Below are 16,812 nucleotides of genomic sequence, written 5' to 3' on the forward strand. Positions count from 1 at the left end.
GAGGACTCCAATGATGCACTCCAATGCTGCGAACCGGCTGGACCGGCTTCCCATTTCCCGCATGCACAAGATCACCCTGATCGCCGTTTCCTTCGCCTACTTCTTCGAGTTCGCGGACATCAACAGCTTTGCCACCACAGTCCCCAAGCTCGTCAAGCTGTGGGGCGTCACCATCAACCAGATCGCCTACGTCACCTCGCTGTCCTTCGTGGGCATGTTCTTCGGCTCCCTGGTCGCCAGCTGGCTCGCGGACCGGTGGGGACGCAAGAAGGCCCTCGCCATCACCACCGTGTGGTTTTCCGTCTTTTCGTTCGCCGCGGTGTTCTCCTGGGACATCGTCTCCCTTGGCATCTTCCGGGTCCTGACCTCCGCCGGCCTGGCGGCGATGACCGTCGTCGCGGTGATCTACGTCAACGAGATCTTCCCGGCCGCGGTCCGGGGCAAGTACCAGGCGTACGCCATTGTGATCGGCATCTGCGGAACCCCCGCCACCAACCTCCTGGCCAGCTGGGTGGTCCCGCTCAGCGACTGGTCCTGGCGTTTGGTCTACCTGTGGGGCGCCATGGGCATCGTCTTCCTCCTGTTCAGCCGGCACCTCAAGGAGTCACCGCGCTGGTATGAGAGCAAAGGCCAGTTTGATAAAGCCGATGCCCTTCTGAGCCAGGTGGAAGCGCAGGTCGCTGCCGAAAAGGGTGCCCTGCCGGAGCCCGCCCCGGCCCCCACAGCCGCCGCAGCCACGACGAGCAAGCCGAAGGCTTCGTACAAACTCCTGCTCCAGAAGAAGTACCTTGGCCCCACCATCCTCCTGACTGTGCTGTGGGTAACCCAGACCATCGGGTTCTTCGGCTACTCCAGCTGGGCGCCCACCCTGCTGGCCCAGGAAGGGTTCAGCGTCAGCGATTCGATCTTCTACGTCGCCCTGACCACGGTGGGCGCGCCGCTGGGTTCCTACCTGGCGTCCCTGGTGACGGACCGCTTCGAACGCAAGTGGTGCCTGGTGGTCTTCGGAACCACCATCGCCGTCTGCGGCCTGTTCTACGGGCTGACTTTCAACCCGGTCCTGATCGTCGTCTTCGGATTCCTGGTGAACCTCTTCGAACGCGGCTACACAGCACTCGTCTACGCCTACTCGCCCGAGGTTTTCGACACCGCGGGCCGGTCCCTGGGCACCGGCGTCTCCTACGGCCTGGGCAGGCTCTCCAACGCTGCCGGTCCGCTGATCATCGCAGGCCTTTACACGGGCAGCGGCTACCAGAGCGTGTTCTTCTTCATCGCCGGAACCTGGCTGTTCGGGGCGGTGGTGCTGGCCATCTTCGGCCCCAAGACCCGCCCGAAACCCCTGGCACACACCGTCGCGAAAGACGCTGTGGCCCCGTCTCCTGCACCATAGGAACCACCAACGGCACGACGCTCCGGAACATCGGAAGTGGCGACGCCCGGCCGAATTCACCGGCCGGGCGTCATTCGATTGCGGACTAGTGGACCGCCCCAAGCTCGATCAGCAGGACACCGCCGATGATCAGTCCGAGCCCCAGCATCATCACGGGGGTGATTGCCTCCCTGAAAAAGATGCGGCTGGCCAGCGCGGTCAGCGCGACCCCGGCCGCGGCCCAGATGCCGTAGGCGACGCCAAGGTTCATGCCCTGTTGCAGGGTCAGCGTCAGGAGGGTGAAGGCCAGGAAATATCCGACGGCGACAGGGATGTACCAGCGCCGCTTTCCGGTGGACGCGACCCGCAGGAGCAGGGTAGCGCTCACCTCGGTAAGGATGGCCGCCGTCAGCAACAGCCACATCATGAGCCGGCCATTTCTTTGGCGGATTCTGCTGCAGGCTCCTTGTGTGACCCGAGTTCAACGCACAGCACTCCGCCGATCACCATGGCCACGCCGATCATCATCACCGGTGTCAACGCCTCTCCGAAGAGAACGGCCGCCAGCAGCACGGTGAGTGTTACTCCCAGCGCGGCCCAGATGCCGTAGGCGACCCCGAGGCCGAGGCCCTTGCGGAGGACTCCGGCGAGGAAAGCGAAGGACGCGGTATAGCCGAGAACCACCACGATGAAGAAGGCAGGATTATCAAGGGCCGCTTTCAGGGAGAGCGACGCCGTCACCTCGCTCAGGATGGCGCCGGCGAGAAGAATCCACTTCATCTGTACAGTCCTTGAATTTCGTCGGGGCTTGGTCCCCCTGATGCAACTGCGCGCGGGCCGCTGGTGTTTCCGGGCTTCCCATCGCTGTGCGCCGGTGTGAAGCCCGGGAATTGGCTATGACTGGGGTGCCAGTTCCATGCCGGCGACGGCCGAGCTGCCGAGGTCACTCCCGTTGAGGGCCCGATTCGCAGCCAGAGCACTGCTCCACGTGTCGGTATCCGCCACTGCTGCCCAGTTCGAGTTCAGCAGCGTCAGGAGCGTGGTGTGCACGGTCTTCGCGTCGGCGAATCCGGCGTCGTTGGCGAGGTTGATGGCGCCGGTGGCGTCTGAGAGGACTTCGGTGCTGAAGCCAAGGAACTCGGCCTCCACAGCTGAGGCGAGCACGCAGTTGTTGGTCATGTAGCCCGCCAGGGTAACCGTATCGACGTCGTGCTTCCGCAACCAGTCGGCGAGGTCCGTGCCCGCGTAGACGGACCCGTACTGCTTGACGACGGACTTCCATTCGCCGGTCCTGCGGCCTTCAATCTCGGGGTGCAGCTCGAACTCCGGCGTGCCGGGGGCAAAGACGGGTGCGCCAACGCCCGCGGAGTGCTGGATCACGGCAACCGGAATCCCGGCGGCAGTCGCGGCGTCCACGGCCTTCGTGATCATGGGCAGGGACTCCTGGTGCGCCGGGTACTGGATTTCGAGGGGACCGCTGAAGTACTGCTGCTGCACGTCGATGAGGATGAGGGCGCGGCGGGGGATGCTCATGTTCTGGTTTCTCCCTGGTGGTTGATGTGGCCGCCCGTTGGCGACCCATCCAGTCTTCCCACCAATGACCCGGATCAACAGTGGCACGAAGGCGAATGTACGATGGATTCAGGCCAAAGTGTTGGAATGGGGCGGGATGAGGATTGCGCGGTATACGCCTTCGATGGGGCAACGATGTTCCACCTGGCCGTTCCCCAGATGGTTTTTGACGAAGTTGCCCGCCAGGGCCTTGCCGGCTGGAAAACGGTTCTGTTCTCTGACCAGGAAGGCGAGGTAACCACCGCTGAGGGCTACCGGCTGGGTGAAGTGAGGGGGCCGGAGGCTGCCGAGGCGGCGGACGTTGTGGTGGTGCCTTCCTGGTTCAACGACGGCCGCGTCCCCGGTGATTCGCTGCGGCAGGTGCTCCAGGATGCGCACGGGCGTGGGGTGACGATCATGGGCTTGTGCCTGGGCGCGATTCCCGTGGCCGACGCCGGTTTGCTCGCCGGGCGCCGGGCTGTCACGCACTGGCAGGCGTTTGATTCGCTGGCTGTGCGGCACCCGGATATCGCCCTTGACCAGTCCGTGCTGTACATCGATCACGGTGACGTCCTGACCTCTGCCGGCACGGCTTCCGCGCTCGACGCCTGCCTGCACGTGGTGCGTTCGCGGCTGGGGGCGGACGCGGCGAACAAGGTGGCACGCAGCCTGGTCATTGCGCCCCACCGGGACGGCGGACAGGCGCAGTACATCGAGCGGCCGGTGCCGCAGCGTACGGCTGACGACCCGGTCTCGAGCCTCCTCGAGTGGGCGTTGGCCCGCCTGGGGGAGCCGCTGACCATCGACCGGCTCGCGGCGCAGGCGCACCTGAGCCGCCGGACCTTCGTCCGCGCCTTCCGGGCCGCGACGGGTACGACGCCGGCCGCCTGGATCCGTGCGCGGCGCCTGGACGCTGCCCGGCGGCTGCTGGAGACCACCGACCTGTCAGTGGAACAGATCGCGGACGACTGCGGGTTCGGCAACGCCGTCACGCTGCGGCAAAACTTCGCGGCTGCATTCTCCACGGCGCCTACGGAATACCGGCGGCGGTTTGATATGCGGTCCGGCTAACGCCGTCCTTCGCCCTTCCGTTTCCCCTTCGGCTCTGTCGATTCGACGCAGTGCATCATCCCGGGACGGTCAGGTCAGCCGCTGACCCGTTGCCGGTACTGCCGCGGAGTTTCCCCGGCATCGTTCAGGAAGTGCCTGTTGAAGTTGGACAGGTTGGAGAAGCCCACTTCGTAGCAGATGTCGGAAATTGGTTTGTCGCTGCGTTCGAGCAGGCGCCGTGCGTGGGCCAGGCGCAGCTTACGGACCAGGTCGCTGAAGTTCTGCCCGGTAGCGCGTTTGAAGTACTTCGAGAAGGAGGCTTCCTGCATACCTACCAGCGCCGCCGCCTCGGACATTTTCACGCTGCCGGCATGGTTGCTGAACACATACTCCAAAACGAGGTCGACGACGGCAGCCGCTTGGCCGTCCAGCTGCGGCCGGAACCATTCCTCAGCCAGGTATCGCCGGTCCGTTTCAGGTGCGCGGACCAAGATACCGAAGAGGGTAAACAAGTGCTGGAGGCGCACCAGTCCGGTGGTGGCGCCCATGGCCTCGATCGCCGCTGCCGCCGCCTCAGCCGACCTGCCCAGGAACTCGATGCCCCGCTGTGACTGCTCCAGCAGCGGCTTCACCTCGACCATCTCGGGCACCAGGGCGGCAGTCTGCTCCACCCATTTCCCGTCGAACTGGATCACCGCGTCCCGGTTCTCCAGAACCTCACCCGGTTCAAGGTCGCTGACCCAGTCGTGCGGAAGTCCTGACCCCACCAGGGCAACGTGTCCGGCCTCGAAGGTGCCGATGTGGTCACCGACAATGAACTTTCCGGTGCCCTTGCGGATGAGGTGGATCTCGTACTCGGGGTGGTAGTTCCAGCGTGCCACGGGGCTGGGATAACTGTGCTGGTGCCAACGGACGGAGTGGTTGGGGTCAGGGGGGATGACTTCCCGGTTGGCCCGCATCCCCAGCAGGCGTTCGGCGAGCCTGGCGGTGGCTCCGTCAGCAGTATCCGCGGCAGTCATCATGGCGCTCCAGTGGTTGGGCTGTTTTATGAACTCTGGACAGGGACGCAGCGTCCTGATCCCAGAGTAGCGGCTGCCCGGGACGGCATATCAGGAAAATAAGTATCAGAAAGTAGCAACCAGAACGCTAGTTGTGACCTGACTCCCGCGCCTAATCTGGAAGAACATCAGCGAGGAACACCGGGATCTCCGGTGGATGGCCCTCGCCCACCAGGTCCAGTACCCCGACGTAGCGGTCGTGGTGCGGTGACTGTGCATCCCTGAAGAACAAAGGAGTCCTTAATGCGCCCAAAAATGCGTGCTGCGACCCTGGCCGCCGGCGCTTTGTGTGTCGCGCTGAGTGCCTCGGCCTGCGCAGGTGCCGGCGGTGGCAATTCTGCCGGAGACCCGAACAGCATCAGTGTCCTGATGGTCAACAACCCCCAGATGGAGGATCTGCAGCGGCTCACCGCAGAGAACTTCACCAAGGAAACGGGCATCAGGGTCAACTACACGATCCTGCCGGAGAATGACGTCCGCGCCAAGATCAGCCAGGAGTTCTCCAGCCAGGCCGGCCAGTATGACGTGGCCTCCCTCTCCAACTACGAAATACCCTTCTACTCGGCCAACGGCTGGCTGGCACCGTTGAATGACGTTGCCGCGGACCCTGCGTTTGACCAGGACGACGTCCTGCCCGCCTACACAGCGTCCCTCACCGGCGAGGACGGCAAGCTCTACGGTGAACCGTTCTACGGTGAGTCCTCCTTCCTCATGTACCGCAAGGACATCCTGGACGCCAAGGGCCTGACCATGCCGGCCAAGCCCACCTGGGACGAGGTGGCCGACATCGCAGCAAAGGTGGACGGCGCGGAACCGGGGATGAAGGGCATCTGCCTCCGAGGCCAACCGGGATGGGGCCAGGTCTTCGCACCGCTGACCACCGTGGTTAACACCTTCGGCGGCACGTGGTTCGACAAAGACTGGAACGCCCAGGTCAACTCCCCGAAGTTCACCGAAGCAGTGGAGTTCTACACCAAGCTGGTCCGCGAACACGGTGAAGCAGGCGCCGCCCAGGCCGGGTTCACCGAGTGCCTGAACAACATGGGCCAGAGCAAAACCGCCATGTGGTACGACGCAACGTCCGCCGCAGGGGCCTTGGAAGCCCAGAACTCCCCGGTGAAGGGCAAGATCGGCTACGCCCAGGCACCGGTCAAGGAAACCACGTCCTCCGGCTGGCTGTGGACCTGGTCCTGGGCCATGCAGGCCGCATCCAAGAAGCAGGACGCCGCCGAGAAGTTCATTGCCTGGGCCAGCTCCAAGGACTATGAGGAACTGGTCGCCTCCGAGCTCGGCTGGGCCAAGGTCCCGTCCGGCAAGCGCATCTCCACTTACGAGAACCCCGAGTTCCAGAAGGCCGCCCCGTTCTTCGAAGCCGAACGCTTCGCCATCGAGAACGCCGACCCGAAGAACCCCGGCGCGCAGGCACGTCCCGCCGTCGGCATCCAGTTTGTCGGTATCCCCGAATTCGCAGCCCTGGGCACCAACGTCTCCCAGGGCGTCAGTTCCGCCATCGCAGGCCAGGGCAGCGTGGCTGACGCGCTGGCCAAGGGCCAGGAAGCCGCCCAAAAGGTCGGCGACAAGTACAAGCAGCCTTAACCGAACCGCAGGAGAACATCATGACTACCGCAACGGCGCGCATCTCCCGCCCGGGACACAATGCAGCCAACCCCTCACGAGAAGCAAAGTCGCGCGAACGGGCCCTCGCATGGGCGCGGCGGGCACCACTGCTCCCGGCCCTCGTCTTCCTCATCCTGGTCACGCAGCTCCCATTCGTGGCAACACTGGTCATCTCGTTCATGAACTGGAACAGCCTCAGCCCGGACAAGACCGCCTTCGCAGGCCTGGAGAACTACGCCACCGTCCTCACCGACCCTGACCTCCGCCAGGCCATCTTCACCACCATCCTCCTCACCGTCTCCGTGGTGCTGATCAGCCTGCTCATCGGCCTGGGGCTGGCCCTGCTGCTGGACAAGAAGTTCCTCGGCCGGGGACTGGCACGCACCCTTCTGATCGCCCCGTTCCTGGTGGTGCCGGTGGCAGCGGCCCTGATCTGGAAGCATGCCCTGCTCAACCCGACGTTCGGGCTGATCAACGGTGTCCTCACCTGGGTGTGGTCGCTGTTCGGCAGCGCTGAGGCGCCCCAGCTGGACCTGCTCTCACAGGCACCGATGATGGCCGTGATCCTCTCCCTGGTGTGGCAGTGGACCCCGTTCATGATGCTCATCCTGCTGGCCGGCCTGCAGTCACGCCCCATGGACACCGTGGAAGCTGCCCAGATGGACGGCGCCACACCCTGGGGGATCTTCCGCCACCTGACGCTGCCGCACCTGCGCCAGTACCTGGAGCTCGGCGGGCTGCTGGGTGCCATTTACATCGTGCAGAACTTCGATGCCGTCTTCACCCTCACCGCCGGCGGCCTCGGCACCGCCAACCTGCCCTACGCGATCTACCAGACGTTCTACTTCGCCAACGAATACGGCCTGGCCTCCGCCGCCGGCGTCGTGGTGGTCATCGGCACCATCATCGTGGCTACCTTCGCGCTCCGCACCGTCTTTTCACTCTTCAAGAAGGAGGCAGCACGATGAGCACCCTCACCCCCGCTGCACCGCAGAATTCGGGCCCTGCCCGTCCCACATCGCCCACCGCACTGAACACCGGCAGCCGGGCGGCGCGCCGCCGCGGCAAGGCGCGCATGGACCCCACCCGCAACAACACCGCCGCCGGCATCGCGGCCTGGCTGCTCGCCCTGCTCTTCGCAGTCCCCGTCCTGTGGATGGTCCTCACCTCGTTCCACTCCGAAACCGACGCCGCCACCAACCCGCCCTCGGTCGCCGCGAACCTCACCCTGGACGCCTACCGGGAGTTCTTCGGCGAAACCTCCGGCGTCAGCCCCTGGCCGTCACTGATCAACTCCGCCACCGCCTCGATCCTGTCCACGGTCCTCGTGCTGCTCCTGGCCTTCCCGGCCGCCTACGCCCTGTCCATCAGGCCGGTGAAGAAGTGGACCGACGTGATGTTCTTCTTCCTCTCCACCAAAATGATGCCCGTCGTGGCCGCGATCCTGCCGCTCTACCTCTTCGCCAGGACCGTCGGGGCTTTGGACAACATCTGGTTCCTCATCCTGATGTACACGTCCATGAACCTGCCCATCGCCGTCTGGATGATGCGCTCCTTCCTCGCTGAAGTGCCTGAGGAAATGCTGGAGGCAGCCCAGATCGACGGCGCCAACCTGCTGCTCATCCTCCGCAAAATCATCGCCCCCGTGGCCATGCCCGGCATCGCCGCCACCGCCCTGATCTGCTTCATCTTCAGCTGGAACGAACTGCTCCTGGCAAGGGTCCTCACCGGCGTGGTGGCAGGCACCGCCCCGGTCTTCCTGACAGGCTTCGTCTCCGGCCAGGGCCTCTTCCTCGCCAAAGTCTGCGCCGCCGCCGTCGTGATTTCCCTCCCGGTGCTCTTCGCAGGCTTCGCGGCCCAGGACAAACTCGTCCAGGGCCTCTCCCTCGGCGCCGTCAAGTAACCCCTCCCGCTTTCGAAAGGATCGCTCCGATGACAATCCCCACCACCCAGTCCCGCCCCTTCGCGCAGCCCGGCCTGCCGGCCACGATGCGCGCCAACATCCTGAAGCGCCAGGGTGACATGGCAATGGAAACCCTGCCCCTCCCGCAGCTCGACGCCGACCAGGTCCTGGTGCAGGTGGCCGCGGTCGGCGTCTGCGGCAGCGACGTCCACTACTACGAACACGGCAGGATCGGCCCCTACGTGGTGGACCACCCGCTCATCCTCGGTCACGAACTCTCCGGCCGCATCGCCGCCGTCGGAAGCGCCGTCGATCCCTCGCGGGTCGGCCAGCGCGTCGCCGTCGAACCCCAGCGCCCCTGCCGCACCTGCAAGCAGTGCAAAGCCGGCCGCTACAACCTGTGCCCGGACATCGAGTTCTACGCCACCCCGCCGATCGACGGTGCGTTCGCCGAATACGTGACCATCCAGTCCGATTTCGCGTACGACATTCCGGACAGCGTCAGCGACGAAGCCGCCGCCCTGATCGAACCGCTCTCCGTGGGCCTTTGGGCCTGCGAACGCGCGGAGATCAAGCCCGGCAGCCGGGTCCTCATCGCCGGCGCCGGCCCCATTGGCATCATCGCCGCCCAGGCCGCGCGCGCCTTCGGTGCCACTGAAATCTACATTTCGGACATCGCCGAAGACCGGCTCGCGTTCGCCCTCAAACACGGCGCCACGCACGCGCTCAACGCGAAGACAGACAGCGTGGAAGGGCTCGACGTCGATGCGTTCATCGACGCTTCCGGCGCACCCCAGGCCGTCCGCGCGGGCATCAAGGCCGTGGCCCCGGCCGGGCGCGTGATCCTCGTGGGACTCGGCGCCGATGACGTCGAACTGCCCGTCTCCTACATCCAGAACCGGGAGATCTGGCTCTCCGGCGTGTTCCGCTACACCAACACGTGGCCGCTGGCCATCCAGCTGATCGCGGACGGAAAAGTGGACCTGGACATCCTGGTCACCGGAAAGTTCGCCCTCGCGGACTCGGAAGAGGCGCTCAAAGCGGGAAAGCAGCCCGGACAGCTCAAAGCCGTGGTCTACCCGGGCCGCTGATTATGATCACCGTCATCGGCGAATCCCTTGTGGACATCATCAGCGATCCGCGGCGGCCGCGCGAAGTCCAGGCACACCCCGGCGGCAGCCCCCTCAACGTGGCGGTGGGGGTTGCGCGGCTGGGCCTCGCGGCGAACCTCGTGACGCACTTCGCAGAGGACCGGTACGGGCTCATGATCGAAGAGCATCTGCTGGCCAACGGCGTCACGGTGATCAGGGGCGGCAACGCGCCCACATCGACGGCCACGGCAACGCTGGGGACCGACGGCGCCGCCACCTATGTTTTCGACATCGGCTGGGACCTCACTGGAGCAACCCTGCCGGCACTGGCCGCCGTCGAGGCGTCCTCCCACGTGCATACAGGGTCAATTGCTGCTGTGCTGGGACCGGGGGACCAGTCCGTCCTTGGTCTCCTTGCGGCGGCGGGGGAGCGGGCAACCGTCAGCTACGACCCCAACTTCCGGCCCGCCATCAGCCCTGAGGTCAATGCCGTCCGCGAACAGGCGGAGCGGTTCGTGGCGGCCAGCGACATTGTGAAGGCCAGCGATGAGGACCTGGCCTGGCTCTACCCGCACCGCACCCCTGAGGAAACCCTCGAAGCCTGGCTGGACCTCGGGCCGTCCCTGGCAGCCCTGACCCGAGGAGCTGCGGGTCCCGTTCTCCTCAGCAGGCAGGGACGGGTGGAGCTGCCGGCGGAGCCAGTGACGGTGGCTGACACCGTGGGCGCCGGCGACTCTTTCATGGCCGCCCTCATCGCCGGCCTTGGGCAGCTGGAAGCGCTCGGGGCAGCGGGAAGGCAGCGTTTGCGGGCACTGCGGCCGGAACAGCTTTCTGCCCTGGCTGCCTACGCCAACCGCGCCGCCGCGGTCACCTGCTCCCGGCCGGGAGCGGACCCGCCGCATACCGCCGAGCTTGCGCCGCTGGCAGCCGCGGTGACTCAAAGACCATCACTTTAGCCGCCCAACTCCCAGCCTCCGGACGTAAACTGACGCTCGCACCACGTTTTGTGGACACTCCGTCAGGTTGGAACCGGAATGCTCTGGAAACTGCTTGTTGAATACCTGCGGCCGCACCGCGCGCTGCTGGCCGCCGTCGTAATCTTCCAGCTGGCGCAGTCCATCGCGTCTCTGTACCTGCCCACGCTGAATGCGGACATCATCGATGAGGGCGTGGCCAAGGGGGATACCGGGTACATCCTGTCCACCGGCACCATCATGCTGGTCATCACCCTGGCGCAGATCGCGTGCGCGGTGGTGGCCGTCTACTTCGGCGCCAAGGCGGCGATGGGTTTGGGCCGGGACCTGCGCGGGGCGATCTTCGAGCGGGTGGGCGAGTTCTCCGAGCAGGAGGTCACCCGGTTCGGCGCCCCCAGCCTGATCACCAGGTCCACCAACGATGTCCAGCAGGTCCAGCAGCTGGTGCTGATGAGCGCCACGCTGATGGTGGCGGCGCCCATGCTCAGCATCGGCGGCGTGATCATGGCCATCCAGCAGGATGTCCAGTTGTCCTGGCTGATCGCGGTGTGCGTGCCGGTGCTGCTGATCGCCGTGGGCCTGATCGTCACCCGGATGGTGCCGCTGTTCCGGAAGATGCAGAAGCGGATCGACACCGTGAACCGGGTGCTCCGCGAGCAGCTCACGGGCATCCGGGTGGTGCGGGCCTTCGTGCGGGAGGACGTGGAAACGGCCCGGTTCACTAAGGCCAACGCGGACGTCACGGACGTGGCCCTGCACGCCGGCCGGCTGATGGCGCTGATGTTCCCGGTGGTGATGCTGGTGCTGAACGTTTCGTCAGTGGCGGTGATCTGGTTTGGCTCGTTCCGGATCGGGGACGGGTCCATGCAGGTGGGCACCCTGATCGCGTTCCTGAGCTACCTGATGCAGATCCTGATGTCCGTCATGATGGCCACGTTCATGGCGGTGATGATCCCGCGCGCCTCGGTGTCCGCGGACCGCATCGGCGAGGTGCTGGGCACCAGGTCCAGCGTGCTGCCGCCACTGGACCCGGTCACCGCCGCGGCCGGGGGCAGGCAGCGGCGGGGCGAGTTGGAGATGCGCGACGTCGGATTCGCCTACCCCGGTGCCGATCAACCCGTCCTTTCCGGCATCAGCTTCACCGCGCGGGCAGGGCAGACGACGGCGATCATCGGCAGCACCGGCGCGGGCAAGACCACCCTGGTGAACCTGATGCCGCGCCTGTTTGACGTCACTACCGGGGCCGTGCTGATTGACGGGGTGGACGTCCGCGACCTGCACCCGGACCTGCTCTGGGGACACATCGGCCTGGTGCCGCAGCGGCCCTACCTGTTCACCGGCACGGTCCGCAGCAACCTGCTCTACGGCAACCCCGCAGCCACCGAGGATGAGCTGTGGGAGGCGCTCGAGATCGCGCAGGCCCGCGATTTCGTGGAAGAGATGGAGGAGGGGCTGGACGCGCCCATCAGCCAGGGCGGAACCAACGTTTCCGGCGGGCAGCGGCAGCGGCTGGCCATCGCCCGGGCCCTGGTGAAACGGCCCGAGCTCTACATTTTCGATGACTCCTTCTCCTCCCTGGACACCGGCACGGACGCGCGGCTGCGGCGGGCACTGAAGCGGAGCACGGCCGGCGCCACCATGGTGGTGATCGCCCAGCGGGTGTCCAGCATCGTGGAGGCGGACCAGATCCTGGTGCTCGACGACGGCAGGATCGTGGCGCGCGGAACGCACCACGAGCTGCTGGAGACGTCCGAGACGTACCGCGAGATTGTCTCGTCCCAGCTCGCTGCGGAGGAGACGGTCTGACCCATGGCCCGCGTCCGTCACCGGCGGAACCTGGCTGGCTGTGGCCCCAGGCAGGGCACCTGGAGACCCTGCAGGCCCGCAGGCATGGTCCGCGGACCGAAAAGCTGCCCCTGCCTTTAGGCTCGCGCCCATATTTTGCAGGTCCCCGCCTCGATAGCATGAGGTGTCCGGACAGAGCCGTCCGGCCAGTTCGACGCAGAAGGAAGCCCATGGCAGCGGTGACGGTGGACGACATCCTCTCGGATCTCCCCCTGGGTTTCGCCACCCTCGTCCTCAGGCCTGTTCCGGCCGGCTCCGCCATCGAACGGTTCCTGATTGTGGACGCCGATGATGAAACGTCCGACGGCGGTGCGGCCTTTGTGCTGCTGATCGGCGTCCGCGGCCGCTCGGCACTGCCCGCGTTGCGGCGGCTCGTGAAGAATCCCCCGCCGGTGATCGCCCTCAAGGGAAAACGGGAAGAGCTCATCGAGGCCGAAGAGCTGCTCCGCGATGCGGGCACCGGCCTGCTCCTGGTGGATCCGGCGGCTGACTGGGACCGCCTGCTGTCCATCGCCAAGGACAGGATCCAGCCCCGCAGCTACCAGAGCGAAGTGCTGACCCTGCTGGAAGAGGATCTGTTTGCGATCGCCCAGACCACGGCCAGGCTCACCTCCAGCCATGTGCTCATCGAAGACGCCGCCAATAAGGTGCTGGCCTACTCCACTGTTTCAAATGACATTGACGAGCTGCGCAAAGCTTCCATCCTGACCCGGCGCGGTCCGCGGAAATATGAACTGCTGCTCAAGGACCTGGGCGCCTACCGGGAACTGCACCGGACCAGGCTGCCCGTGCGGGTGCCGGCCCGGCCACAGGACGGGCTGCGGGAACGGGTGGCCATCACGCTGTTCGCCGGCGACCGGATCATGGGGTACATCTGGCTCCAGGAAACCGGGGCAGGCTTCGGCGCGGACGTTGATTACGTGCTCAACGGATCCGCCGCCAGGGCCTCGGCAGAGCTGATCCGTTACCGCAACCAGCAGTCCGTGCACATGCGCGAAGACCGTGTGGCACGGATCCTGTCGGGCCCGGCGGAAGCCGCGGCCAGCGCCCACAGCGAGAAGATCCCCGCTGACCGCCCGGCAGCTTTGATCCTGCTGGGCATCTCGGATGCCGAGGCACAGGCCGACGACGCAGCACTGAAGCACGGCGAGCTGGCCAATCTGGCATCCATTCATGCGGCCGCGTATAAAGCCTCCGCCATCGTGGGCCAGTTCAAGGGCGACACCGCCGTGATTGTCCCTGGGCTGCAGTCAACCGCCGCGGAACCGGGGCTGCGCAGCCTGGCTGAATCGATCGTGCGGGATGCAGGCAAGCACCTCGGCATCCGTCCGTTCGCCGCCGTGGGTCCGGTGGTCCCGGACCTGCTGTCGCTGCATTCAACCACCCGCATCACAGGCGCCCTGCTGGGCTGCGTTGGCGCATCTCCGGACGCGTCCGTTGCCACCGTGGACGACTTCGAAGCCGAAATCCTCTTCCGCGAAGCAGTCCAAAATTTCACGTCCTCAACGTTCCGTCACCGCAGCCTTTCCGCGTTGCTGCGGGAGGGCGGCGAACTCGCCGAAACCCTGCACGCGTATTTCGAGGCCTCCCTTGATGTGGCCGGGTGCGCCGCCAGGATGAAGCTCCACAAGAACACCGTCTACTACCGGATCAGTAAGGCATCCAGGCTGACCGGCCTCGATTTCAGCGACCCCCGGGATGCGTTGGTGGCCCTGCTGCACATCCAGGAATGGGCCGGTACACACAAAGAACTTTTAGGCAGGAAATGACCACAGCACTCATGGCACCTCCGCTGGGCCCGTTACTGGACGACATCGTCCGCAGCCACACACCCCAGCGGGAAAGCGGCTCAGTACCCGCCACTATCCCTCACCTGGCAGCGGTGCCGTTCAACAGGTTCGGGATCGCTGTTGCCACCACGTCCGGTGAACTGTTCAGTTCCGGCGATGCCAGCGTTCCGTTCTCCATCCAAAGCATTTCCAAGGTGTTCACCCTGGCCATGGCGCTCCGGGGGGACGGCGCCGGAACACTGTGGTCCCGCGTGCTGCGGGAGCCGTCCGGTACCTCGTTCAACTCCCTGGTCCAGCTGGAAGTGGAGCACGGCATCCCGCGGAACCCCTTCATCAATGCCGGTGCCCTGGTGGTCACCGACCACCTGATGAATGAAACGCCCGACGCCGCCACCCGGCTGTTGCGGTTCCTCACCGACGAGGCAGGCAGCGCAGGGCCGTTCATCGATGAGGACGCCGCGGCCAGCGAGCTTTCCAGCAGCAGCCGCAACCTGGCCCTGGCGCATTTCCTCAAGGACTTCGGCAACCTGGCGCGGCCAGCCGAATCAGTGGTGGAAAACTATGTCCGGCAATGCTCCATCATGATGACCTGCATGGAACTAGCCAAAGCGGGACTTTTCCTGGCCCGGGACGGCCAGGGGACCCACGGACCTGTAGTGTCGCGAAGCGAAGCGAAACGCATCGGCTCCATCATGCTGACGTGCGGCATGTATGACGCCGCCGGCGAGTTCGCCTACCGGGTTGGCTTGCCCGGAAAAAGCGGCGTGGGCGGCGGGATCCTGGTGATCGTTCCAGGCGAATGTGCCATCTGCGTCTGGAGCCCCCGCCTGGACGCCAAGGGAAATTCCCTGGCAGGCACTGCCGCCCTGGCCGACCTTTCGGACCGCACCGGCTGGTCCGTTTTCTAAATGCCCGGGCTGCACAGCCCGCCACATTCATCCCCAATCCTGCTTGATGTTCCCCTACTGAAAGGCTCAACCATGCCCAACAACCCCAATGACGAGGTTGTAGCGGACCGCACCGCCGCACCGGACCACCTGATTGATGGTGGTCATGCCCATGCCACCGAGTCCTCGCTGCATGCCGAGGATAAGGGTTATCACAAGAGCCTGAAGCCGCGGCAGATCCAGATGATCGCTATTGGCGGTGCTATTGGTACCGGTTTGTTCCTTGGTGCCGGCGGCCGCCTCAACGCAGCCGGCCCGTCGCTGGTCATCGCGTACGCCGTGTGTGGTTTCTTCGCGTTCCTGATCCTGCGCGCCCTCGGTGAGCTGGTCCTCCACCGGCCCTCGTCGGGTTCGTTCGTGTCCTATGCCCGTGAGTTCTTCGGGGAGAAGGCCGCGTTCGTTTCCGGCTGGTTCTACTGGATCAACTGGGCCACCACCACCATCGTGGACATCACCGCCGCCGCCCTCTACATGCACTTCTTCGGCAACTACGTCCCCTGGATGGCTGACGTGCCGCAGTGGGCGTGGGCCCTGATTGCCCTGGTGGTGGTCCTGAGCCTGAACCTGGTCTCCGTGAAGGTCTTCGGCGAGATGGAATTCTGGTTCGCCCTCATCAAGGTCGCCGCCCTCGTCGCGTTCCTCCTGGTGGGCACCTACTTCGTGATCTTCGGGACCCCGGTGGACGGCCAGGAAGTGGGCCTGAACCTCCTCTCGGACAACGGCGGCGTCTTCCCCAACGGCCTGCTGCCCATGATCATCCTCATGCAGGGCGTCCTGTTCGCCTACGCCTCGATCGAACTGGTGGGCACCGCGGCCGGCGAGACCGAGAACCCCGAAAAGATCATGCCCAAGGCCATCAACTCCGTGGTCTTCCGCATCGCCGTGTTCTACGTCGGCTCCGTGATCCTGCTGGCCCTGCTGCTGCCCTACACGTCCTACCAGAAGGGCGTCAGCCCGTTCGTGACGTTCTTCGGCTCCATCGGCGTCCAGGGCGTGGACGTGATCATGAACCTCGTGGTCCTCACCGCGGCCCTGTCCTCGCTGAACGCCGGCCTGTACTCCACCGGCCGGATCCTGCGCTCGATGTCCGTGAACGGCTCCGCCCCGAAATTCGCGTCCCGGATGAACAAGGCAGGTGTCCCCTACGGCGGGATCGCCATCACCGCCGGCGTCTCCCTCCTCGGCGTCCCGCTGAACTACCTGGTCCCGGCCGAAGCGTTCGAGATCGTGCTGAACATCGCCTCCGTAGGCATCATCATGACCTGGGCCACCATCGTCCTGTGCCAGATCCAGCTCAAACGCTGGGCCGATAAAGGATGGGTGGAACGGCCCTCCTTCCGGATGTTCGGCGCCCCCTACACCGGATACCTCTCCCTGGTCTTCCTGGTGGGTGTCCTCATCATGGTGTTCATCGACTCACCACTGACCATGATGGTCACCGCCATCGCCTCAGTCCTGATGGTCTTCGGCTGGTACGCCTGCCGCAAACGCATCCACGAAATCGCCGCAACCCGCGAAGGCCACACCGGCACCGCACCCGTGGTAGCCAACCCACCTGCGGAGACGTTCAGGTAAAGACGGCCATACGAACGCCAAACCTGACACCGCCAAACCTGT

Annotated in this window: 15 protein-coding genes; 11 read left to right on the plus strand and 4 right to left on the minus strand. The window is 65.4% G+C overall.

Annotated elements, in window-relative coordinates; genetic code table 11:
* Positions 1-10 precede the first annotated feature (10 nt).
* Positions 11-1,390, plus strand: a complete 1,380-nt coding sequence (locus QE394_RS12235) for an MFS transporter (RefSeq protein WP_349034636.1) — start codon at positions 11-13, stop codon at positions 1,388-1,390.
* Between the two features lie 85 nt (positions 1,391-1,475).
* Here QE394_RS12235 and QE394_RS12240 read toward each other — a convergent pair whose 3' ends face one another.
* From QE394_RS12240 to QE394_RS12250, 3 genes are all read right to left on the minus strand, one after another.
* Positions 1,476-1,796, minus strand: coding sequence for an SMR family transporter (locus QE394_RS12240; RefSeq protein WP_261620843.1), 321 nt, complete (start codon positions 1,794-1,796; stop codon positions 1,476-1,478).
* Positions 1,793-2,149: an SMR family transporter gene (locus tag QE394_RS12245; RefSeq protein WP_349034637.1), complete on the minus strand. Its 357-nt coding sequence runs from the start codon at positions 2,147-2,149 to the stop codon at positions 1,793-1,795. Before QE394_RS12245 ends, QE394_RS12240 begins: the two co-directional genes overlap by 4 nt.
* A gap of 114 nt (positions 2,150-2,263) precedes the next feature.
* On the minus strand, positions 2,264-2,902 hold the full coding sequence (locus QE394_RS12250) for an isochorismatase family protein (protein ID WP_349034638.1): 639 nt from the start codon (positions 2,900-2,902) through the stop codon (positions 2,264-2,266).
* A 126-nt stretch (positions 2,903-3,028) separates the two neighbouring features.
* Here QE394_RS12250 and QE394_RS12255 point away from each other — a divergent pair, with 126 nt between their 5' ends.
* Positions 3,029-3,991, plus strand: a complete 963-nt coding sequence (locus tag QE394_RS12255) for a helix-turn-helix domain-containing protein (RefSeq protein ID WP_349034639.1) — start codon at positions 3,029-3,031, stop codon at positions 3,989-3,991.
* Positions 3,992-4,065: 74 nt separating this feature from the next.
* On the opposite strand, the gene QE394_RS12260 is transcribed toward QE394_RS12255, so the two are convergent.
* Complete coding sequence (locus QE394_RS12260) at positions 4,066-4,989, minus strand: AraC family transcriptional regulator (protein WP_082497425.1); 924 nt, start codon at positions 4,987-4,989, stop codon at positions 4,066-4,068.
* Between the two features lie 282 nt (positions 4,990-5,271).
* On the opposite strand from QE394_RS12260, the gene QE394_RS12265 reads away from it, so the two are divergent.
* The 9 genes from QE394_RS12265 to QE394_RS12305 all read left to right on the plus strand — a co-directional run bounded on the left by QE394_RS12265 (position 5,272) and on the right by QE394_RS12305 (position 16,770).
* Entirely contained in the window at positions 5,272-6,624 is a 1,353-nt protein-coding gene (locus QE394_RS12265) for a sugar ABC transporter substrate-binding protein (protein WP_349034640.1), read from the plus strand.
* Positions 6,625-6,644: 20 nt separating this feature from the next.
* Positions 6,645-7,613: a sugar ABC transporter permease gene (locus tag QE394_RS12270; RefSeq protein WP_261620848.1), complete on the plus strand. Its 969-nt coding sequence runs from the start codon at positions 6,645-6,647 to the stop codon at positions 7,611-7,613.
* The gene (locus tag QE394_RS12275; protein ID WP_056080655.1) at positions 7,610-8,548 is read left to right on the plus strand and encodes a carbohydrate ABC transporter permease; all 939 of its coding nucleotides are present in this window, start codon (positions 7,610-7,612) and stop codon (positions 8,546-8,548) included. Before QE394_RS12270 ends, QE394_RS12275 begins: the two co-directional genes overlap by 4 nt.
* Positions 8,549-8,577: 29 nt before the next feature.
* Entirely contained in the window at positions 8,578-9,639 is a 1,062-nt protein-coding gene (locus QE394_RS12280; protein WP_261620850.1) for an NAD(P)-dependent alcohol dehydrogenase, read from the plus strand.
* A gap of 2 nt (positions 9,640-9,641) precedes the next feature.
* A complete protein-coding gene (locus QE394_RS12285; protein ID WP_349034641.1) occupies positions 9,642-10,595 on the plus strand; it encodes a carbohydrate kinase in 954 nt (317 codons plus the stop codon).
* Positions 10,596-10,673: 78 nt separating this feature from the next.
* Complete coding sequence (locus tag QE394_RS12290; protein WP_349034642.1) at positions 10,674-12,419, plus strand: ABC transporter ATP-binding protein; 1,746 nt, start codon at positions 10,674-10,676, stop codon at positions 12,417-12,419.
* A 209-nt stretch (positions 12,420-12,628) separates the two neighbouring features.
* The gene (locus tag QE394_RS12295; protein WP_349034643.1) at positions 12,629-14,227 is read left to right on the plus strand and encodes a helix-turn-helix domain-containing protein; all 1,599 of its coding nucleotides are present in this window, start codon (positions 12,629-12,631) and stop codon (positions 14,225-14,227) included.
* On the plus strand, positions 14,224-15,156 hold the full coding sequence (locus tag QE394_RS12300) for a glutaminase (protein WP_349034644.1): 933 nt from the start codon (positions 14,224-14,226) through the stop codon (positions 15,154-15,156). The genes QE394_RS12295 and QE394_RS12300 overlap by 4 nt, the downstream gene beginning before the upstream one ends.
* Before the next feature lie 72 nt (positions 15,157-15,228).
* Positions 15,229-16,770 (plus strand): amino acid permease, encoded by a 1,542-nt coding sequence (locus QE394_RS12305; protein WP_349034645.1) that lies wholly within the window; start codon positions 15,229-15,231, stop codon positions 16,768-16,770.
* Positions 16,771-16,812: the final 42 nt, after the last annotated feature.

It is taken from the genome of Pseudarthrobacter sp. SORGH_AS 212 (genome assembly GCF_030818145.1).
Taxonomy (GTDB): domain Bacteria; phylum Actinomycetota; class Actinomycetes; order Actinomycetales; family Micrococcaceae; genus Arthrobacter.